Genomic DNA, 18,105 nt, shown 5'->3' on the forward strand with positions numbered 1-18,105 from the left:
GGTACCGATCCGGTGGACCAGTCGGTCACGCGCCGGTGTCGGACCTGCGCCCGCTCACGCGTGGGGCCTAGGCTGCGGCGACGGCAAGGCGATCAACGGCGGTCGGACCGCCCACGGGAGGACACGAGATGGGACTGCTGCGCAGGAAGCCGGGTGCCGGCGAACGCGCTGCCGCGGCGACCAGGGAGGCGGCGGTCGACGCGTCCGAGTGGGTGCAGGAGGCCGCCGGCTACACCCGTGAGACGGCCGACCGTGCCGCGGAGAAGCTGCACACCCGCGCCGTGAAGGCGCGGAAGAAGGCGGACGCGGCGAGCCGGCGGGCACAGAAGGCGGACCGGAAGGCCGACCGCACCACCCGGCGGGCGATCGGGTCCACCACGACCGCGATCGGTGCCGCCTCGGGCGGCCTGATGAACGAGGCGGACCTCAAGTCCCGCTCGGCGGACCGGAAGGCCACGCGGACCGCCGCGAAGGCCGACGCGAGCGCCCGCAAGGCGGAGGCGAAGGCCGCCCGGGCCACGGAGAAGGGCCGGCTCAAGAGTGAGGCCCGTGCCGCGAAGGACGCCGAGCGCGAGCGCGCCGCCCGCGAGTGGAACGCCAAGCGGGTCCAGCGTTACCTGGGCATCGTGAAGCTGGTGGCGCCGCTGGCCGCGCCGTACGCGATGGCCGCCGCGGGGACGCTGCGCCACCGCCTCGACGAGCACCGCTCCCGCAAGCTGGGGGTCTCCCCCGACGAGCTCGGCGGCTACTCGGGGCCCGGCGGCAGGCTGCACGCGCGGATGTCGCGGATCTCCCGGACGATCCTGGAGCTGCGCGAGGACGGCACGACCGACCGGGACGTGCGGGCCAAGCGGTTCGCCGACGAGACCGAGCCGCGGCTGCACGACCTGGCCGCCGCGGTCCGGGCGGCCGAGAACATGCCCGCCTCCCGCCGCCGGGCCGCGTTCCGGACGATCGCGCACGACCTGGACCGGATCGAGGTCGAGCTGCTGGACCACCTGGGTGTTCAGGCGTGAGCGGACGGCCGTGAGCAGGCCGGCCGCTCATCCGGCGCGGTAGGTCTCCAGCAGCCGCAGCCAGACCTCGCTGATCGTCGGGAACGCCGGGACGGCGTGCCACAGCCGGTGCAGGGGTACCTCGCCGACGACGGCGATCGTCGCGGCGTGCAGCAGCTCGGCCACCCCGGGCCCGACGAAGGTCACGCCGGCCAGCACCTCGCGCCGCCGGTCGACGACGGCGACGACCCGGCCGGACCAGCCGTCGGCGGTCAGCGCGGAACCGGCCACGGCGATGTCGAGCTCGACGACGCGGACGTCCAGGCCGTCGCGCCGGGCCGCGTCGGCGGTGCGCCCGACCCAGGCGACCTCGGGGTCGGTGAACACCACCTGCGGGACGGCGTGGTGGTCGGCCGTGGCGGCGTCCTCGCTCCACGGGGCCGGGTCCGGCTCGCGGCCGGCGGCCCGCTCGGCGATGGCGTGCGCGGCGATCCGGGCCTGGTACTTGCCCTGGTGGGTCAGCGGCGCGCGGCCGTTGACGTCGCCGACGGCGTACAACCAGGTGCCCCGGGCCAGGCCCGACTCGTCGACCCCGACCGCGCCCCGGCCGGTCGTGGTGACCCCGACGGTGTCCAGGCCGAGGTCGTCGGTGTTCGGGCGCCGACCGGTGGCGACGAGCAGCCGGTCGACCTCGACGGTGCCGGCCCGCGCACCGGAACAGTGCAGCACCGTGCCGCCGGTCCCGCCGGAGCCCTCCACCCGGTCGAGCCCGGTGTCGAGCCGCAGGTCGACGCCGGCCTCCCGCAGTCCCCCGGCGACCCGTTCGGAGGCCACCGGCTCCGCGCCGGGCAGCACCCGCGGCCCGTGGTTGATCAGCGTCACCCGCGAGCCGAGCCGGGCGAACGCCAGCGCCATCTCGCAGCCGACGACCCCGCCGCCGAGCACCCCGAGCCGCTCGGGGACCTCCTTCGCGGCGGTGGCCTCGCGGGAGCCCCAGTACCCGACGGTGTCGAGGCCGGGGATCGGCGGCGTCACCGGGACGCTGCCGGTCGCGAGCACCACGGCCCGGCGGGCGGTGACGGTGGTCGTCCTCCCGTCGGCCCCGGTCACCTCGACCGTCCGTTCCCCGGCCAGCCGGCCGCGGCCGCGCAGCACCGCGGCACCGGCACCCTCGGCCCACTCGACCTGACCGGCGTCGTCCCAGTTCGAGGTGAACGACGTGCGGCGTTCCAGGACCGCACCGGGGTCGAAGTCCGCGGTCACGCCGGGCAACCGCCGGGCGTCGGCGACCGCCTGCGGGGTCCGCAGCAGCGCCTTCGACGGGATGCACGCCCAGTAGGAGCACTCCCCGCCCAGCAGCTCGGACTCGACCAGCGCCGCCGACAGGCCGGCGTCCACCGCGTACCCCGCGGCGTTCTCCCCGACCGGACCGGCGCCGATCACGACCACGTCGTACTCGTGCTCCGCCATGACGGCAGCATTCCCGATCCGGGCGGTTCCCTCACCCCTGCAGAGCGGCCACCGCGCCGGCGACCGGGACATCGCCCGCTCGCAGCTCCAGGGTCGACCCGATCGTGTGGTCCGCGCTCAGCAGGGCGGCCAGGACGGCGGCGGTGTCGTCCCGGGTGACGTCGGAGCGGGTGACCGGGGGCGGCGCGAGCAGCACGCTCCCGGTGCCGGGGTCGTCGGTGAGCCGGCCCGGGCGCAGGATGGTCGCCTCCAGCCGGTCATCGCCCCGGACCGCCTCCTCGGCGGCCTTCTTCGCCCGGATGTAGGCGACCCACACCGCGCCCCGCTCCGGGTCCGGCTCGCTGTCCACCCCGGTCGAGGAGACCAGCAGGTAGCGGCGGATCGCGGCGAGCGCGGCGGCGTCGGCGAGCAGCACCGCCCCGGCACGGTCCACGGACTCCTTGCGTTCGGCCGTGCTGCCCGGTCCGGCCCCGGCCGCGAACACGACCGCGTCCGCGCCGGTCAGCTGGCCGGCGAGGACCTCGGCGGTCGTCGACTCCAGGTCGGCCACGACCGGTCGCGCGCCGGTCGCCGACACCTCGTCGGTGTGGTCGGGGTTGCGCACGATCGAGCGCACCGTGTGCCCCTGCCCGGCGAGCAGGGACGCCAGCCGCATCGCGATCTTCCCGTGTCCTCCGGCGATCACCACGTCCATACGACGACGCTACTCCCGGCTCACCGGTGCGGCTTGAGCGTCCACACGATCGTCATCGCCCCGGTCCGCACGCCGCCGGCGTCGGTGATCGTCACGTCGACGGTGAACTCCGGACGCCGGCCGTCGTCCAGTTCGGCGAGGACCTCGGCCGCCGGACGGGTCAGCACCGCCTCCGCCCGCAGGTCACCGCGCGCGAGCTTCAGGTAGTGGATCTCGGAGCGGACGACCAGCGGGACCGCCCGGTCCCCGGCCGAGGCGAAGGCGGCCAGGCCGACCGCCCCGGAGGCCGTCTCCCCCAGCCCGAACATCACCGCGGCGTGCGGGCCGCCCACGTGGTTGTGCTGATCCGGCCGGTCGGGCAGGAACGCCTCCACCCGATCGGGGGTGATCGTCCCGAAGGTGATCCCGGCCGTGCCGACCCACGGCACAGCCTGCGTCATCGCCCCGGACACCCAGCTCACGTCGTCGGTCATGCCCGGATGCTACTCGCGAGTAACCACGGCGTGCAGCTGTCCGACAAGTCCTGATTATCGGTGAGCGAGAAGGGACCCCCTTGTTCGGCGTGCGTGCCGGGGTTCTGATCGCTGTGACAGGCGGCACAACGCGATCACGGTCGGCGGACCTGCCGTCCCGCACCGACGCGAGTCCACCACGACCGACGCGCACCACCCCGCGCGTCCGACGCCAGGAGGTACCTCCAGTGAAAGCCGTGCGGGTGCACGCGTACAAGCAGGACCCCCAGATCGACGACATCCCCGAACCGACGCTCCAGGGCCCGCTCGACGTCATCGTGAAGGTCGGCGGCGCCGGCGTCTGCCGGACCGACCTGCACATCGTCGACGGCGACTGGGCCGCGATCCAGAACCCGAACCTGCCGTACGTGATCGGCCACGAGAACGCGGGCTGGGTGCACGCCGTCGGCGACGCCGTCACCAACGTCAAGGTCGGCGACACCGTCATCCTGCACCCGCAGCCGTCCTGCGGGCTGTGCCTGGCCTGCCGGGCCGGCCGGGACATGCAGTGCACCGGTGACGCGTTCTTCCCCGGCCTGTCGAACAACGACGGCGGGATGGCCGAGTACCTGCGGACCAGCGCCCGGGCCTGCGTGAAGCTGAACCCGGACACCAACCCGGCCGACGTCGCGGCGCTCGCCGACGCCGGCATCACGGCCTACCACGCCGTGCGCAAGGCCGTGCCGCACCTCTACCCGGGCACCACGGCCGTCGTGCAGGGCGCGGGCGGGCTGGGCCACATCGGCATCCAGGCGCTCGCCGCGCTGACCGCCACCAAGATCATCGTCGTCGACAAGAACCCGGCGGCCCTCGAGCTGGCGAAGAAGATCGGTGCCGACGAGACCGTCGTCGCCGACGGCAACCACGTCGAGGCGGTCCAGGAGCTCACCGGCGGCGGCGCGACGGTCACCTTCGACTTCGTCGCCGAGCAGGGCGCCGAGCTCGACGCCTGGGCGATGACCGGACCGGCCGGCTACACCTTCGTCCTCGGCTACGGCGGCCAGTTCACGGCCCCGACCCTCGACTTCGTCGCGGGCGAGAAGAACGTGATCGGCAACATCGTCGGCACGTACAACGACCTGGCCGAGCTCATGGTCCTCGCCCAGGCCGGGAAGGTCACGCTGCACACCGTCCAGTACCCGCTCGACCGGGCGCTGGACGCCCTGCACGACCTGGACGCGGGCAAGGTCCGCGGCCGGGCGATCCTCGTCCCCTGACCCCCTGATCACACGTCCGTACCAGACGCACGTCATTTCCATTCCTGACCACCACCGATCGGCGGCGACGCCGGCGCAGGAGGAGCCACCATGTACGAGAAGGACGGCGAGAAGTACTTCATCGTCGACTCCCACAGCCACTTCTGGGACGCGTCCCGGGAGAACTGGGTCGAGGGCCGCGAGCAGTACGCCAAGGGCTGGATCGACTGCTTCTACGGCTACCACCAGCTGGGCCCGCCCGAGACCCACTGGGACTGGGAGAAGTACCTCAAGGTCTCCGTCGACGACTTCGAGCGGGACATGTTCGTCGAGGGGCACGTCGACTACGCGATCTTCCAGTCGACCTACCTCAAGGAGTGGTACAAGAACGGCTTCAACACCACCGAGCAGAACGCGGAGCTGATCCAGCGCTTCGGTGACCGGATCATCGTCAACGGGCGGTTCGACCCGCGCGAGGGCGACGCCGGGATCAAGCAGCTCGAGGCCGACCACGCGAAGTTCGGCTTCAAGGGCGTCAAGCTCTACACCGCGGAGTGGAACGGCGACTCCCGCGGCTACAAGCTGACCGACCCCGAGGCCTACCGCTTCCTGCAGGCCGCGCAGGACATGGGCATCAAGAACGTCCACATCCACAAGGGCCCGACCATCTGGCCGCTGGACAAGGACGCGTTCGACGTCGCCGACGTCGACCACGCCGCCACCGACTTCCAGGGCATGAACTTCATCGTCGAGCACGTGGGCCTGCCGCGGATCGAGGACTTCTGCTTCATGGCGGTGCAGGAGCCCAACGTCTACGCCGGCCTCTCGGTGGCCGTCGGCGGCCTGATGCACGCCCGCCCGAAGTTCTTCGCCAAGGTGATGGGCGAGCTGCTGTTCTGGGTCGGCGAGGACAAGATGACCTTCGGCAGCGACTACAACATCTGGACGCCGAAGTGGCAGGTCGAGGGCCTCGTCGACTGGCAGATGCCCGACGACGACCAGTTCGCCGACTACCCGCGGCTCACCACCGCGAGCAAGAAGAAGATCCTCGGGCTGAACGCCGCCAAGCTCTACGACATCCCGGTGCCGGACGAGTGCAAGCTGCAGGACGCCCCCGGCGAGCAGCTGGTAGCGGGACAGTGACCGCCGGGCCTGCGCTCGACACGGCCTCGGGCACGGTCGACCGGCAGGCCGTGTGGTCCGCCCTGGGGACGGTGCTCGACCCGGAGCTGGACGAGCCGATCACGGACCTCGACTTCGTCGAGACGTGCACCGTCTCGCCCGACCCCGACGACACGGCCAACGGGTCGTTCGTCCGGGTCGGGCTGCGGCTGCCGACGTTCTTCTGCGCACCCAACTTCTCGTTCCTGATGGTCGCCGACGCCTACGACGCGGTGACGGCGATCCCGGGGGTGAGCAGGGCGCAGGTGACGCTGGCCGACCACCACGCCTCCGCCGAGATCAACGGTGGCGTCGCGGCACACGCCGGCTTCGTCAAGTCCTTCGAGGGCTCGATCAACGGCTCGGCCGCGGCCGAGCTGGACGAGCTGCGGCACACGTTCCTGTCGAAGGCCGCACTGGCCGGGCAGGACCGGGTGGCGCGACCGCTGGTCGACGCCGGTCAGGGCCCGGAGGAGCTCGCCGCGCTGACGCTCGGTGAGCTCGCCGGGACCGAGGCCGACACCGACGAGCTGACCCGGATGCGGACCCGCCGGGAGGCCATCGGCCTGCCGGCCGGGGACGACGCCCCGCTACTGGTGCACTCGGACGGGTCACCGGTGACGGTCGAACAGGTCCCGCTCCACCTGCGCCGGGCGCGGTTGCAGCGGGTCGGGATCGAGACCAACGGGGAGTACTGCAAGTCGCTGCTCCAGATCCGGTACGCGGAGAACGCTCCGGCCGCCGCCGGACACTAGGGCAGTAACGGGTTCCGGACCCTGCCGGATCCGTGACACGTGGGCCGTGCCTCGCCGCCGGAGGCACGGCCCACGTGTGTGTCCGGGGCTCTGCCGCCGGCTACGGCGCCGGGTCGGGACCGTGAGTCGTGTCGACGCCGGGGATGGTGTCGACGACACGGACGGTGTCGGTGAGGCGGTAGCCGGCGCCCGCGCGGAACGGCTCCAGCGCCTCCAGCAGGGCCGTGCGGACGGCGCCGGGCCCGGCCGCGCGTGCCGCGTGCCGCCCGGGCCCGGAGGCCAGCACCCCGGCCACGAGGTCGTCGGCGTCGGGATGGTCGGCCGGTACCCGCACGACCGCGATCTCCCGGACCGTGAGCCCGGCCAGACCGCAGAGCTTCGCGACCCGGTCCGGGTCGGTCAGCGGGGGCGCGCCGGTCCCGCTGCGGTCGACCCCGGCGGGGCGGTCCTGCCGTGGCGGCGGCGCCGGGACGGTCAGCGGGGCCAGCGCGGCACCGATCACCGAGGCGTCGCACTCGTCGGGGGCGCCCCAGACGGTGGCGCGCACGGCGCCACCGGGCGTGCAGACCCGGCGGGCCTCCCGCAGCGCCAGCACCGGGTTGGTCACGTGCTCGAGCACCTGCACCAGCGTGACCAGGTCGAACGCGCCGTCGTCGAACGGGAGCTCGTGGGCGTCGGCCTGCCGGAGCACGGCGGCGGGGGCCTCCTGCCCGGCCGCCGCGAGCGCCTGCGGCGCGACGTCCACACCGGACACCTCGAGCCCGTCGGTGGCGGCCCGGGCGAGCAGCGTCCCGGTGCCGCAACCGACGTCGAGCAGCCGGGAACCGGGGCCGGCGCCCGCGAGCACCCGGTCGTGCAGGGGGGACGGGGCACCGGTGCGCACGGGAGGAACCTAGCGCCCTCCAGTACCTGACGCCCTCCAGTACCTAACGCCCCCAGACGTCCTCGGCCACCGAGACGATCAGCTCGAGCTTGCGCCGCTGGTCGTCGATCGTCAGCTCGTTGCCCTCCACGGTGGAGGAGAACCCGCACTGCGGGGACAGGCACAGCTGGTCCAGCGGCACGTACCGCGCGGCCTCGTCGATCCGGCGCCGGAGCAGGTCCGGGTCCTCCAGGGTCCCGGACTTGGTCGTCACCAGCCCGAGCACGACCTGCTTGCCCGGGGGCACGAACCGCAGCGGGGCGAACGTGCCGGAACGCTCGTCGTCGAACTCGCAGAAGAAGCCGTCCACCGCCAGCCCGCCGAACAGCGCCTCGGCGACGTGGTCGTAGCCGCCCTCGGCGGCCCAGGAGGAGCGGTAGTTCCCCCGGCACATGTGCGTGGTGACCGCCATGTCCGACGGCCGGTCGGCGATCGCGGCGTTGATCTGGCGGATGTAGCGCAGGTGCTGGGTGTCCGGGTCGTCGCCCTTCTCCGCGAGCTCCGCGCGGTGCGCGGGGTCGTTGAGGTAGGCCAGGGCGGTGTCGTCGAGCTGCAGGTAGCGGCAGCCACGGTCGTACATCGCCCGGAGCTCGTCGGCGTAGGCCGCCGACAGGTCCGTCCAGAACCCTTCGAGGTCCGGGTAGACGTCCTGGTCGATCACCGCGCGGCCGCCGCGGGCGTAGACCATGCTCGGCGAGGGGATCGTGAGCTTCGGTGTCGCGGTCGTGACCTGCCGCGCGAGGTGCTCGAACGCGTCGGCGAAGATCGGCTCGTCGAGCCGGACCCGCCCGTCGACCGCCATGCCGGCAGCGGTGAAGCTGCTCTGCCCAGCGGCGTTGCGCATCCGCACCTCGACCCGGCCGGAGGTCGTGGAGACCCCGCCGAGGCGGTGGATGAAGTCCATGTGCCAGGACGTGCGGCGGAACTCGCCGTCGGTGGCCGAGCGGAGTCCCACCGACTCCTGCAGCGCGACGACGTCGGTCACCGCCGCGTCCTCGGCGGCCCGCAGCCCGGCGGCGTCCAGCTCCCCGGCCGCGTGCCGCTCCCGGGCCGCGAGCAGCTCCGGCGGGCGCAGCAGGCTCCCGACGTGGTCGGCACGGAACGGCGGCACGGTGCGGGTCTGCTGCCCTGGTTCCGACATGGGCGTGACGGTAGCGCCGCCCGCGCGGGCCCACCGAACGTGCTTCCGGGGTACGGAAGACCGATCAGCGGGCCCGCCAGTGCGACGCGCGGCGCTCCCGGGCCGCCGCCGCACCCTCGGCGGCGTCCTCGGTCCCGGCCACGACCCGGCGCATCGTCTCGCCGAACCGGATCGCCTCGGTCGTGCCCATCTCGGGGCCGCGCACCACCATCTCCTTGATCGCGCGCTGGGCCAGCGGCGCGCCCGCGGTCAGCCGGCCGGCCAGGGCCCGGGCCTCGTCCATCAGCGACTCCCCCGGGACGACCCGTCCGGCCAGCCCGATCTCGTGCGCGCGCCGGGCGTCGATCGTCTCCCCGGTCATCAGCAGCTCCATCGCGTGCTGCCGGTCGATCATCCGGGGCAGCCGCAGGGCGCCGACGATCGTCGGGACGCCGAGGCGCACCTCGGGGAACGAGAACGTCGCCTCCTCCGCGGCGATCACGAAGTCGCACCAGGTCAGCAGCGTGACGCCGTACCCGACGGCCGGGCCGTTCACCGCGGCGACGATCGGCTTGAAGATCTCCCAGCCGCTCTCCAGCGAGTTCACCGTCGGCCGTTCCCAGAAGCTGCCCGGGAAGTCGCCCGCCGGGTTGCCGGTCGTGGAGCGGGTGTCCGCACCGGCGCAGAAGGCGCTGCCCGCGCCGGTCACGATCGCGACCCAGGCCTCGTCGTCGGTGCGGAACCGGTCCCACGCGGCATTGATCGCGCGGCGCATGTCCCCGTCGATGGCGTTGCGCTTCTCCGGCCGGTCGTAGGTGATCGTCACGACGTGCCCGTCCCGCTCGTAGCGGACACCGCCTCCAGATGGCTCCATCGGTCCATCGTGGCCGGACCGGCGCCGGTGGTCACCCCGGCACCAGCGGCGTCAGCCCGACGCGGCGGCCCCCGGCACGGCCGCGAGGTGGCGGGCGAGCGGCCCGGCGGCCTCGCGCACGGCCTGCTCCAGCTCCCAGCGCCGCCCGGCGAAGTCGGCCCGGCTGACGACGACCGCCAGCGCCGCGGTCGCGCCCGCGGCGGGGACCGCGACGGCGAGCCCGGCGCGGCCGCGGGCGTGCTCCTCGACCTCCACGGCCACCCCGGCCGAGCGCACCCGCAGCAGGTCCCGGTCGAGCAGCCTGCGGTCGGTGAGCGTGTGCGGGGTCAGCGCGTCGAGCCGCCCGCCGCCGGTCCCGAGCACCTCGCCGAGCCGGCCCGGGTCCAGCCCGGCCAGCAGCGCCTTGCCGGGGGCCGTGGCGTGGGCCGGGATCGGCTCGCCGGTCGTCGCACCGGGGCCCGGGTGCGCGGCACACGTCTCGGTGTGGGCGACGACCACGTCGCACGCCCGCAGCACCGCGAGCACCGCGGCGGCGCCGACCCGGGTGTGCAGCTCGGCGAGGATCTCCCGGGCGGGCTCCGGCGGGACCATCCGTTCGGTCATCCCCCGGTACAGCCCGACGACGCCGTAGCCGAGGCCGTAGCCGCGCACCGCGTGCAGCCGGACCAGGTAGCCCTCCTCGACGAGGGTCCCGAGCAGCCGGTAGGTGGTCGGGAGCGGCAGCTCCAGCCGGCGCGCGAGCGCCTTCGCGGTCACCCCGTCGCCCGCCTCGGCGACGGCCTCGAGCAGCCGCAGCGCACGCCGCAGCCCCGACCCGCCTGCGACGGCATCACCCGTCCCGGACACCACCGGCCTAGTGTCGCGGGCGGGACCGACGGACACCAGCGACCCGGGAGGGGCGAGTGGCGGGGGATTTCCGGCCGGTGGACCGCGACGGGCTGGTCGCGCACCTGGCGGAGCGGATCACGGCGCTGCCGGGCCGGCTGCGGGTGATCGTCGACGGGGCGCCGCCGGCCGGGCCGGTCACGCTGGCCCGCGCGGTCGCCGACCGGCTGCGGTCCACCGGCCGGGACGCGCTCGCGGTCGACGTCGACGACTTCCTCCGGCCGGCCTCGGTGCGGCTGGAGCTCGGCCGCACCGACCCGGACATGTTCCTCGACGGCTGGCTCGACGAGCCGGCACTGCGCCGCGAGGTGCTGGCCCCGATGGCGGCCTGCGGCACCGGCCGGGTGCTGCCCCGGCTCCGGGACGCGGAGCGGGACCGTGCGTTCCGCGACGATCCGGTACCGCTCGGCGCCGGCGGGGTCGTCGTGCTGGCCGGTGGCCGGCTGCTGGGCCGCGGGCTGCCCGCCGACCTGACCGTGCACCTGCGGATGAGCCGGGCGGCGCTGGACCGGCGGCTCGACCCGGGACAGGCGTGGACCGCGGCGGCGTTCGACCGCTACGCGCAGGAGGGTGACCCCGGCGGGTACGCCGACGTGCTCGTGATGGCCGACCACCCCGATCGGCCCGCGTTCCGGGAGAGGTAGGAGCGACGGCACGACGACGGAGCGTGTCGGCCCGCCGTGTCCACACCGGATCGGATGACATCCGATACCGATCTTGGGATGGCGATCGTGACGCCCGGGGAGGAAGAATCTGCACCGGAGGTGAAAGTGTGGGCGAGGAGGGAGTTGAACCCTCACGTCCTTACGGACACACGGACCTGAACCGTGCGCGTCTGCCATTCCGCCACTCGCCCTGAGCGACGGGAGAAAGTTAGCACCCGGCTCCGGAACCGGTTTCAGGGGGGTCCCCCCGGGGCCCCCGGACCGGGCGCGAGCTGCTTGCGGAGTGCTGACGAGATGCGCGGAAGGGCCGGCACGGGTACATCGGAGAGGCACAGGGTGAACCGCGGGCAGGACCCCCGGGAGCCGTTGGGTCGGGCGCCGCCGGACCCCGCGGATAGCACAGATACGATCGGTCGCACATCACCGACACGCCGATGCGGACGGAGGAGATCATTTGGGCCGCGTGGATCGCTTCGAGCGCCGACTTCAGGGGTTCGTGGGCGACGCCTTCGCGCGGGTCTTCGGAGGCAGTGTCGTCCCACAGGAAGTCGCACAGGCACTGCTGAGGGAAGCCGAGGACAACGTCGAACAGCTCGCCGGAGGTCGCCTGCTGGCGCCCAACCGGTACACCGTGCTGCTCAGCCCCAGGGATCTCGACCGGATGGCGGGCGACGAGGACGGGGTCGTCCGATCCCTCTCGTCGCACGTGGCGAAGGAACTCACCGACCAGGGCTGGGACACCTACGGTGAGGTCGTAGTCTTTCTGGAGCGCTCCGAGGCGCTGCACACGGGACAGTTCCGCACCCGCTCCGCTGTCGACCCCGACGCTTCCCGTCGGGCCGCCACCAGAGCACGCACCGCAGGAGAAGCACCCATGAGCCAGCAACCGGGCCACCCCGAGGAAAACGGGCAGTACGGATACGACCGGGGCGCCCCCGGCGGGTACGGCCAGCAGACCTACGCGCCTCCGGGGTACGACCAGGAGCAGGGCCAGCAGGGCTACGGCCAGCAGCAGGGCGGGTACGACCAGTACGGGCAGCCTCAGGGCTACGGCCAGCCGGGTTACGACCCGTACGGCCAGCCTCCGCCCGGCCAGCCCGGCTACGCCCAGCCCGGATACGACCAGTACGGCCAGCCGCAGGGCTACGGCCAGCCGCAGGGCTACGGCGCGCCCCAGGCCTACGCCGACCCGAACCAGGGCTACGGCGGCTACGGCCAGCAGCCCGGCTACCCCCAGCAGGGCTACGACCAGGGCTACGACGGCTACGGCCAGCCGCAGGCCCCGTACGGCGGACAGCCGCAGGGCTACGCCCAGCCCGGCTACCCGCAGCAGGGCTACGACCAGGGTTACGACGGCTACGGCCAGCCGCAGGGCTACGCGCAGCCCCCCGGCTACCCGCAGGGCGGCTACGACCAGGGCTACGACGGCGGCGGCTACGGCGGCCAGGGTGGCTGGGGCGCTCCGGCGCAGCTCACCGCCATGCTGATCCTGGACGACGGGTCCAACCGCAACTACCAGCTCGCCGAGGGCACCCACGTCATCGGCCGCGGCCAGGACTCGAACTTCCGGCTCCCGGACACCGGCGTCTCCCGCCGGCACCTGGAGGTCACCTGGGACGGTCAGGTCGCGACCCTCAACGACCTGGGCTCGACCAACGGCACCACGGTGAACAACTCGCCGGTGCAGTCCTGCCAGCTCACCGACGGCGACGTGATCCGCGTCGGGCACTCCAGCCTGGTCTTCCGGACCCAGGGCTGAGCCCGCCGGAGCCGACACGTCAGACTGGGCGCGGCAGCACGGCCCGCTCACCCGGCCCCGAGCCGGGCGGGCGGGCCGTACGACCAACACGAGAAGGGCGAGCGGGCTAGTGCCGGAACTGGTGCTGCAGCTGACCAGAGGTGGCTTCCTGGCCCTGCTCTGGCTGTTCGTCCTGCTCGCCCTGCAGGTGGTCCGCTCGGACCTCTATGCGGCGTCGGGGCTGAAGTCCGGCGTGCCGGGCCGCTCCGGTCCCAAGCCGTCGCGGATCCGCGGCGCAGGCCGGGCGAAGGTGGCCCGCCAGCTCCTCGTCACCCAGGGCCCGCTCTCCGGAACCCGGATCACCCTGGACTCCCGGCCGATCCTGATCGGCCGCGCCGACGACTCGACGCTCAAGCTCGACGACGACTACGCCTCCACCCGGCACGCCCGCATCTCCCAGCAGGGCGACGAGTGGTACGTCGAGGACCTCGGGTCGACCAACGGCACCTATCTGGAACGTAATAAGGTCACCGGGCCCACCCGGGTCCCCCTGGGGACGCCGGTCCGCATCGGCAAGACGGTGATCGAGCTGCGAACGTGACGGGCTCGGACGAAGCATGAGCGAACGACCATGACGAACCTGCCGCGACCGCCCGCTCCCCCGGTGCCGCGGCCGCTCGACCGGTCCCGCGGCGCGGGATCGCACCGACGTGCCCCGACCGAAGCCGGAGCCGCCCCGTGACACTGGTGCTGCGCTACTCGGCCCGCAGTGACCGCGGACTGGTCCGGCAGAACAACCAGGACGCCGTCTACGCGGGCCCCCGCCTGCTCGCACTCGCCGACGGCATGGGCGGCCACGCCGCCGGCGAGGTCGCCTCGTCACTGGTGATCTCCGCACTGGCCCCGCTCGACGACGACGTGCCCGGTGACGACCTGCTCGCCGAGCTCCGCGACGCGACCCACGAGGGCAACGACGCGATCTCCCGGCACGTCGCCGAGGCCCCCGACCTGGAGGGCATGGGCACCACGCTGACCGCGATCCTGTTCGCCGGGTCGCGGCTGGGCATGGTGCACGTCGGCGACTCCCGGTGCTACCTGCTCCGCGAGAACGAGTTCTCGCAGATCACCAAGGACGACACGTTCGTCCAGTCGCTGATCGACGAGGGCCGGATCACCGAGGAGGAGGCGCACACCCACCCGCAGCGTTCGCTGCTGCTGCGCGCCATCACCGGCCAGGACGTCGACCCCTCGCTGTCGATCCGGGAGGCCCGCGCCGGCGACCGCTTCCTGCTCTGCTCGGACGGCCTGTCCGGGCCGGTCAGCGACGAGACCCTGCAGCAGACCCTCGAGGACTACCCCGACCCGCGCGAGTGCGCCGACCGCCTGATCGAGCTCGCGCTGCGCGGCGGCGGACCGGACAACATCACCTGCATCGTGGCGGACGTGGTCGACGTGGCCTACGCCGACGACGCCCCGATCATCGGCGGCTCGGCCGGGCGGAACCCGCGCGCCGGCGACGGCGACTACCAGCGCGACGAGCGCGCCCCGGGCTCGTCCGCGCAGCGCGCCGCGGCGACCACCCTGCCCCGCACCGAGCCGGTCCGGCTCGAGCCCGCCCGCCCGGAGCCGTCCGGCGGGCGGCGGCGCGGCCTGCGGCCGGTACTGGCGCTGCTCGGCGTGCTGGTCGTGCTGGGTGCCGGCGTGTTCGTGGCCCGTGCACTGGTGCTGCAGCAGTACTACGTGGGCGTGGACCAGGAGCAGGTCGCGATCTACCAGGGAGTGCGCGGGAACGTGCTGGGGATTCCGTTGCAGCGGGTGTCGGAACGGTCCGACATCGACCTCGACGACCTGCCGCAGGCGGTCCGGACCCAGGTCACCGGCGGGATCGTCTCCGAGGACGGCGAGACCGGCGCCCGCGGCACGGTGGACCGGCTGCGGGCCCAGATGCTGCCGCTCTGCTCCACGCTGAACCCACCGGCACCCCCGATCGTCGCCCCGCCGGCCGTGCCCGGCGGGCCCCCGGTGACCACCACCCCGCTGCCGACCGTGACCCCGGAGCCGGGCCGGAACTGCCGGCTCGACGGCTGATGGCCAGGGACAGCTCGGCCGCGGCGTCCCCCACCGGCCGGGGCATCGAACTGGTGATGCTCGCCCTCGCCGCCGTGCTCACGACCGGCGCCCTGGTGCTGGTCGAGGCCAACCAGGAGCAGTCGCTCACCACCGACCTGCTGTTCGTGGGCCTCGCCTACCTGGTGCTGTTCTCGCTGGCGCACGTGGCGGTGCGGAAGCTGGCGCCGTACGCCGACCCGCTGATCCTGCCGTCGGTGGCCCTGCTCAACGGCCTCGGCCTGGTCATGATCCACCGGCTGGACCTGGCCTACGCCGCCCAGGCCGAGCTGCGCGGGCGACCGGCGCCGTCCGAGCTCATCGGGGCCCAGGTGACGTGGACGGTCGCCGGGCTCGTGCTCTTCGCGGCGGTCCTGTTCTTCGTGCGCGACCACCGCACGCTGGCCCGGTACGGCTACACCGCGGGCTTCGTCGGCCTGGTGCTGCTCGCGCTGCCCGCCGTGCTGCCGTCGTCGATCTCCGAGGTCAACGGCGCGCGGCTGTGGATCCGCATCCCCGGCGGCCCCGGCATCCAGCCCGGCGAGTTCGTCAAGATCCTGTTGATCATCTTCTTCTCGGCCTACCTGGTCCAGAAGCGCAACCTGCTCTCCACCGCCGGGCGCCGCTTCCTCGGCATGGAGCTGCCGCGGGCACGGGACCTGGCGCCGCTGCTGGCCGCCTGGGGCCTGTCGGTCGCGATCATGGTGTTCCAGCGCGACCTGGGCAGCTCGCTGCTGATCTTCGGCCTGGTGCTGGTCCTGCTCTACACCGCCACCGAGCGGATCTCCTGGATGGTCATCGGGCTGTCCGCGTTCGCGGTCGGCGCGACGATCGCCTACCAGCTGTTCGGGCACGTCCGGGTCCGGGTGCAGATCTGGCTGGACCCGTTCGAGGACTACGAGGGCGGGGGCTTCCAGCTCGCCCAGGCACTGTTCGGGCTCGGCACCGGCGGGGTCGGCGGCACCGGGCTGGGCGCCGGCCGTCCGGACCTCGTGCCGTTCGCCGAGACCGACTTCATCTTCGCCTCGCTCGGCGAGGAGCTCGGTCTGATCGGGCTCGCCGCGATCATGCTCGTCTACCTGGTGCTGATCACCCGCGGCCTGCGCTCGGCGCTGGCGGTGCGCGACTCCTACGGCAAGCTGCTCGCCACCGGACTGTCGTTCTCGGTGGCGCTGCAGATCTTCGTCGTCATCGGCGGCGTGACGAAGCTGATCCCGCTGACCGGCCTGACCCTGCCGTTCCTGTCGTACGGTGGGTCCTCGCTGCTCGCGAACTACGCACTGGTCGCGATCCTGCTGCGCATCTCGCACGTGGCCAGGGCGCCGCTGCCGCAGCGCCCCGCACAGCCGCGGGCACCGATCGCCGAGGCCAGCACCGAGCTGGTGCAGCGGCCCGACCCGGCGAACCGGCGCGGCGGGACCACCCCGACCCCGGCCGGGGAGCCCGGCCCGGCGCCGTCCGGTCCTGGGCCGGCCGGTCCTGGGCCGTCGGGTCCTGGGCCGTCCGAGAGAGGGAGGAGTGACCACTCGTGAACCGTCCGGTCCGACGCGTCGCCCTCGCCGTGATGATCATGGTCGTCGCGCTCCTCGCGAACATCACCTACGTCCAGGTCGTGATGGCCGGGCAGTACCGCGACGACCCGCGCAACCAGCGCTCGCAGATCGACGAGTACTCCCGCCAGCGCGGCCAGATCACCGCCGACGGCCAGGTACTGGCGCAGAGCGTCGAGTCCGACGGCCGGCTGCGCTTCGCCCGCCAGTACCCGGAGGGCCCGGCGTTCGCCCCGATCACCGGCTTCCTGTCCACCGTCTACGGCAAGGGCGCGCTCGAACGCTCCGCCGACGACGTGCTCAACGGCACCGACGACCGGCTGTTCGTCCGGCGGCTGTCCGACCTGATCACCGGTCGCGACCCGGCGGGCGGCAACGTGCTCACCACCATCGACCCGGAGGTCCAGCGGGTCGCCTACGAGGGGCTGGAGTCGCGCGGCTACACCGGCGCCGTGGTGGCGCTCGAGCCGCAGACCGGCGCCATCCTGGGCATGGCCTCCACGCCGTCCTACGACCCCAACCGGCTCGCGTCGCCGGACCCGAAGGACCAGCAGGAGGCGTGGAAGGAGTACAACAACGCCGAGCTGAACCCGCTGACGAACCGGGCGATCAGCGAGATCGAGCCACCCGGGTCGACGTTCAAGCTGGTCACCACGGCGGCGGCGCTGCAGAACGGCTACACCCCGGAGAGCCGGCTGACCGCGGCACGCAACATCCAGCTGGCCGACTCCACCACCACGCTGGAGAACTACAACGGCACGCCGTGCGGCAGCGGGGACACCGCGTCGCTGCGCGAGGCGCTGGCCCGCTCCTGCAACACCGCGTTCGCCCAGCTCGGCGAGGAGCTCGGGGCGGACAAGCTGCGCGCGCAGGCCGAGGCGTTCGGCATCGGCCGCTCCGACCTGCAGATCCCGATGCCGGTCGGCGCCTCCCAGGTCGGCCCGATGTCGGACGTGCCGTCCACCCAGCAGTCCGCGATCGGCCAGCGCGACGTGCGGCTCACGCCGATGCAGCTGGCCATGATCGGCGGCTCGATCGCGAACGGCGGCCAGACCATGGCCCCGCACCTGATCAAGGAGATCCAGAGCGCGACGCTCGACCCGGTCGACACCACCGAGCCGGACCGGATGGCCCGCTCGATGCCGCCCGACGTGGCGGGCACGCTCACCGACCTGATGCTCGGCTCCGAGGAGCGCACCCAGGGCGGCGGCAAGATCACCGGGGTCCGGATCGCGTCCAAGACCGGTACCGCCGAGCACGGCGAGAACCCCAAGAGCACCCCGCCGCACGCCTGGTACGTGGCCTTCGCCCCGGCCGAGGACCCGAAGGTCGCGGTCGCGGTGCTGGTGGAGAGCGGTGGCGACCGCGGTGCCGAGGCCACCGGCGGCTCGGTGGCGGCGCCCATCGGGCGGTCCGTGATCGCCGAAGCGCTGCGGGACGCCCAGTGACCCCGCGGGCGACG

The 18,105-nt window shown here is 73.5% G+C and carries 17 protein-coding genes and 1 tRNA gene; 10 read left to right on the plus strand and 8 right to left on the minus strand.

What is annotated here, in order from left to right; genetic code table 11:
- Positions 1 to 128: 128 nt before the first annotated feature.
- Entirely contained in the window at positions 129 to 1,016 is an 888-nt protein-coding gene (locus BM093_RS11260) for a DUF6474 family protein (protein WP_093341246.1), read from the plus strand.
- 27 nt (positions 1,017 to 1,043) lie between these two features.
- On the opposite strand, the gene BM093_RS11265 is transcribed toward BM093_RS11260, so the two are convergent.
- From BM093_RS11265 to BM093_RS11275, 3 genes are read right to left on the minus strand one after another with little or no spacing between them, the layout of a single operon-like run.
- On the minus strand, positions 1,044 to 2,465 hold the full coding sequence (locus BM093_RS11265) for a dihydrolipoyl dehydrogenase family protein (protein ID WP_093341442.1): 1,422 nt from the start codon (positions 2,463 to 2,465) through the stop codon (positions 1,044 to 1,046).
- Positions 2,466 to 2,496: 31 nt separating this feature from the next.
- Positions 2,497 to 3,159 carry an NAD(P)H-binding protein gene (locus tag BM093_RS11270; RefSeq protein WP_093341250.1) on the minus strand — a complete coding sequence of 221 codons (663 nt, stop codon included), beginning with the start codon at positions 3,157 to 3,159 and terminating at the stop codon, positions 2,497 to 2,499.
- 20 nt (positions 3,160 to 3,179) lie between these two features.
- Positions 3,180 to 3,632 carry a DUF4442 domain-containing protein gene (locus tag BM093_RS11275; protein WP_093341253.1) on the minus strand — a complete coding sequence of 151 codons (453 nt, stop codon included), beginning with the start codon at positions 3,630 to 3,632 and terminating at the stop codon, positions 3,180 to 3,182.
- A 227-nt stretch (positions 3,633 to 3,859) separates the two neighbouring features.
- Here BM093_RS11275 and BM093_RS11280 point away from each other — a divergent pair, with 227 nt between their 5' ends.
- From BM093_RS11280 to BM093_RS11290, 3 genes are all read left to right on the plus strand, one after another.
- A complete protein-coding gene (locus tag BM093_RS11280) occupies positions 3,860 to 4,888 on the plus strand; it encodes an NAD(P)-dependent alcohol dehydrogenase (protein ID WP_093341256.1) in 1,029 nt (342 codons plus the stop codon).
- A gap of 90 nt (positions 4,889 to 4,978) precedes the next feature.
- Positions 4,979 to 6,010, plus strand: coding sequence for an amidohydrolase family protein (locus BM093_RS11285; RefSeq protein WP_093341260.1), 1,032 nt, complete (start codon positions 4,979 to 4,981; stop codon positions 6,008 to 6,010).
- Complete coding sequence (locus BM093_RS11290; protein WP_093341263.1) at positions 6,007 to 6,783, plus strand: iron-sulfur cluster assembly protein; 777 nt, start codon at positions 6,007 to 6,009, stop codon at positions 6,781 to 6,783. The genes BM093_RS11285 and BM093_RS11290 overlap by 4 nt, the downstream gene beginning before the upstream one ends.
- A gap of 100 nt (positions 6,784 to 6,883) precedes the next feature.
- Here BM093_RS11290 and BM093_RS11295 read toward each other — a convergent pair whose 3' ends face one another.
- The 4 genes from BM093_RS11295 to BM093_RS11310 all read right to left on the minus strand — a co-directional run bounded on the left by BM093_RS11295 (position 6,884) and on the right by BM093_RS11310 (position 10,548).
- On the minus strand, positions 6,884 to 7,666 hold the full coding sequence (locus BM093_RS11295) for a class I SAM-dependent methyltransferase (protein WP_093341270.1): 783 nt from the start codon (positions 7,664 to 7,666) through the stop codon (positions 6,884 to 6,886).
- Positions 7,667 to 7,709: 43 nt separating this feature from the next.
- A complete protein-coding gene (locus BM093_RS11300) occupies positions 7,710 to 8,846 on the minus strand; it encodes a 5-methyltetrahydropteroyltriglutamate--homocysteine S-methyltransferase (protein ID WP_093341275.1) in 1,137 nt (378 codons plus the stop codon).
- A 64-nt stretch (positions 8,847 to 8,910) separates the two neighbouring features.
- On the minus strand, positions 8,911 to 9,699 hold the full coding sequence (locus BM093_RS11305) for an enoyl-CoA hydratase/isomerase family protein (protein WP_093341277.1): 789 nt from the start codon (positions 9,697 to 9,699) through the stop codon (positions 8,911 to 8,913).
- A gap of 51 nt (positions 9,700 to 9,750) precedes the next feature.
- Entirely contained in the window at positions 9,751 to 10,548 is a 798-nt protein-coding gene (locus BM093_RS11310; protein WP_245773455.1) for an IclR family transcriptional regulator domain-containing protein, read from the minus strand.
- A 53-nt stretch (positions 10,549 to 10,601) separates the two neighbouring features.
- On the opposite strand from BM093_RS11310, the gene BM093_RS11315 reads away from it, so the two are divergent.
- Positions 10,602 to 11,228 carry a nucleoside/nucleotide kinase family protein gene (locus BM093_RS11315; protein WP_093341279.1) on the plus strand — a complete coding sequence of 209 codons (627 nt, stop codon included), beginning with the start codon at positions 10,602 to 10,604 and terminating at the stop codon, positions 11,226 to 11,228.
- Between the two features lie 129 nt (positions 11,229 to 11,357).
- Here BM093_RS11315 and BM093_RS11320 read toward each other — a convergent pair.
- A tRNA-Leu gene (locus BM093_RS11320) sits at positions 11,358 to 11,440 on the minus strand.
- A gap of 263 nt (positions 11,441 to 11,703) precedes the next feature.
- On the opposite strand from BM093_RS11320, the gene BM093_RS11325 reads away from it, so the two are divergent.
- From BM093_RS11325 to BM093_RS11345, 5 genes are all read left to right on the plus strand, one after another.
- On the plus strand, positions 11,704 to 13,008 hold the full coding sequence (locus BM093_RS11325; RefSeq protein WP_093341281.1) for an FHA domain-containing protein: 1,305 nt from the start codon (positions 11,704 to 11,706) through the stop codon (positions 13,006 to 13,008).
- A gap of 109 nt (positions 13,009 to 13,117) precedes the next feature.
- Positions 13,118 to 13,588, plus strand: coding sequence for an FHA domain-containing protein FhaB/FipA (locus tag BM093_RS11330; RefSeq protein ID WP_093341284.1), 471 nt, complete (start codon positions 13,118 to 13,120; stop codon positions 13,586 to 13,588).
- Positions 13,589 to 13,725: 137 nt separating this feature from the next.
- Positions 13,726 to 15,075, plus strand: coding sequence for a PP2C family protein-serine/threonine phosphatase (locus tag BM093_RS11335; RefSeq protein WP_093341285.1), 1,350 nt, complete (start codon positions 13,726 to 13,728; stop codon positions 15,073 to 15,075).
- Positions 15,075 to 16,625, plus strand: a complete 1,551-nt coding sequence (locus BM093_RS11340) for an FtsW/RodA/SpoVE family cell cycle protein (RefSeq protein ID WP_093341286.1) — start codon at positions 15,075 to 15,077, stop codon at positions 16,623 to 16,625. Before BM093_RS11335 ends, BM093_RS11340 begins: the two co-directional genes overlap by 1 nt.
- Positions 16,622 to 18,091 carry a peptidoglycan D,D-transpeptidase FtsI family protein gene (locus BM093_RS11345; protein WP_093341287.1) on the plus strand — a complete coding sequence of 490 codons (1,470 nt, stop codon included), beginning with the start codon at positions 16,622 to 16,624 and terminating at the stop codon, positions 18,089 to 18,091. The genes BM093_RS11340 and BM093_RS11345 overlap by 4 nt, the downstream gene beginning before the upstream one ends.
- Positions 18,092 to 18,105 lie beyond the last annotated feature (14 nt).

The organism is Pseudonocardia ammonioxydans (assembly GCF_900115005.1).
GTDB classification, from domain to species: domain Bacteria; phylum Actinomycetota; class Actinomycetes; order Mycobacteriales; family Pseudonocardiaceae; genus Pseudonocardia; species Pseudonocardia ammonioxydans.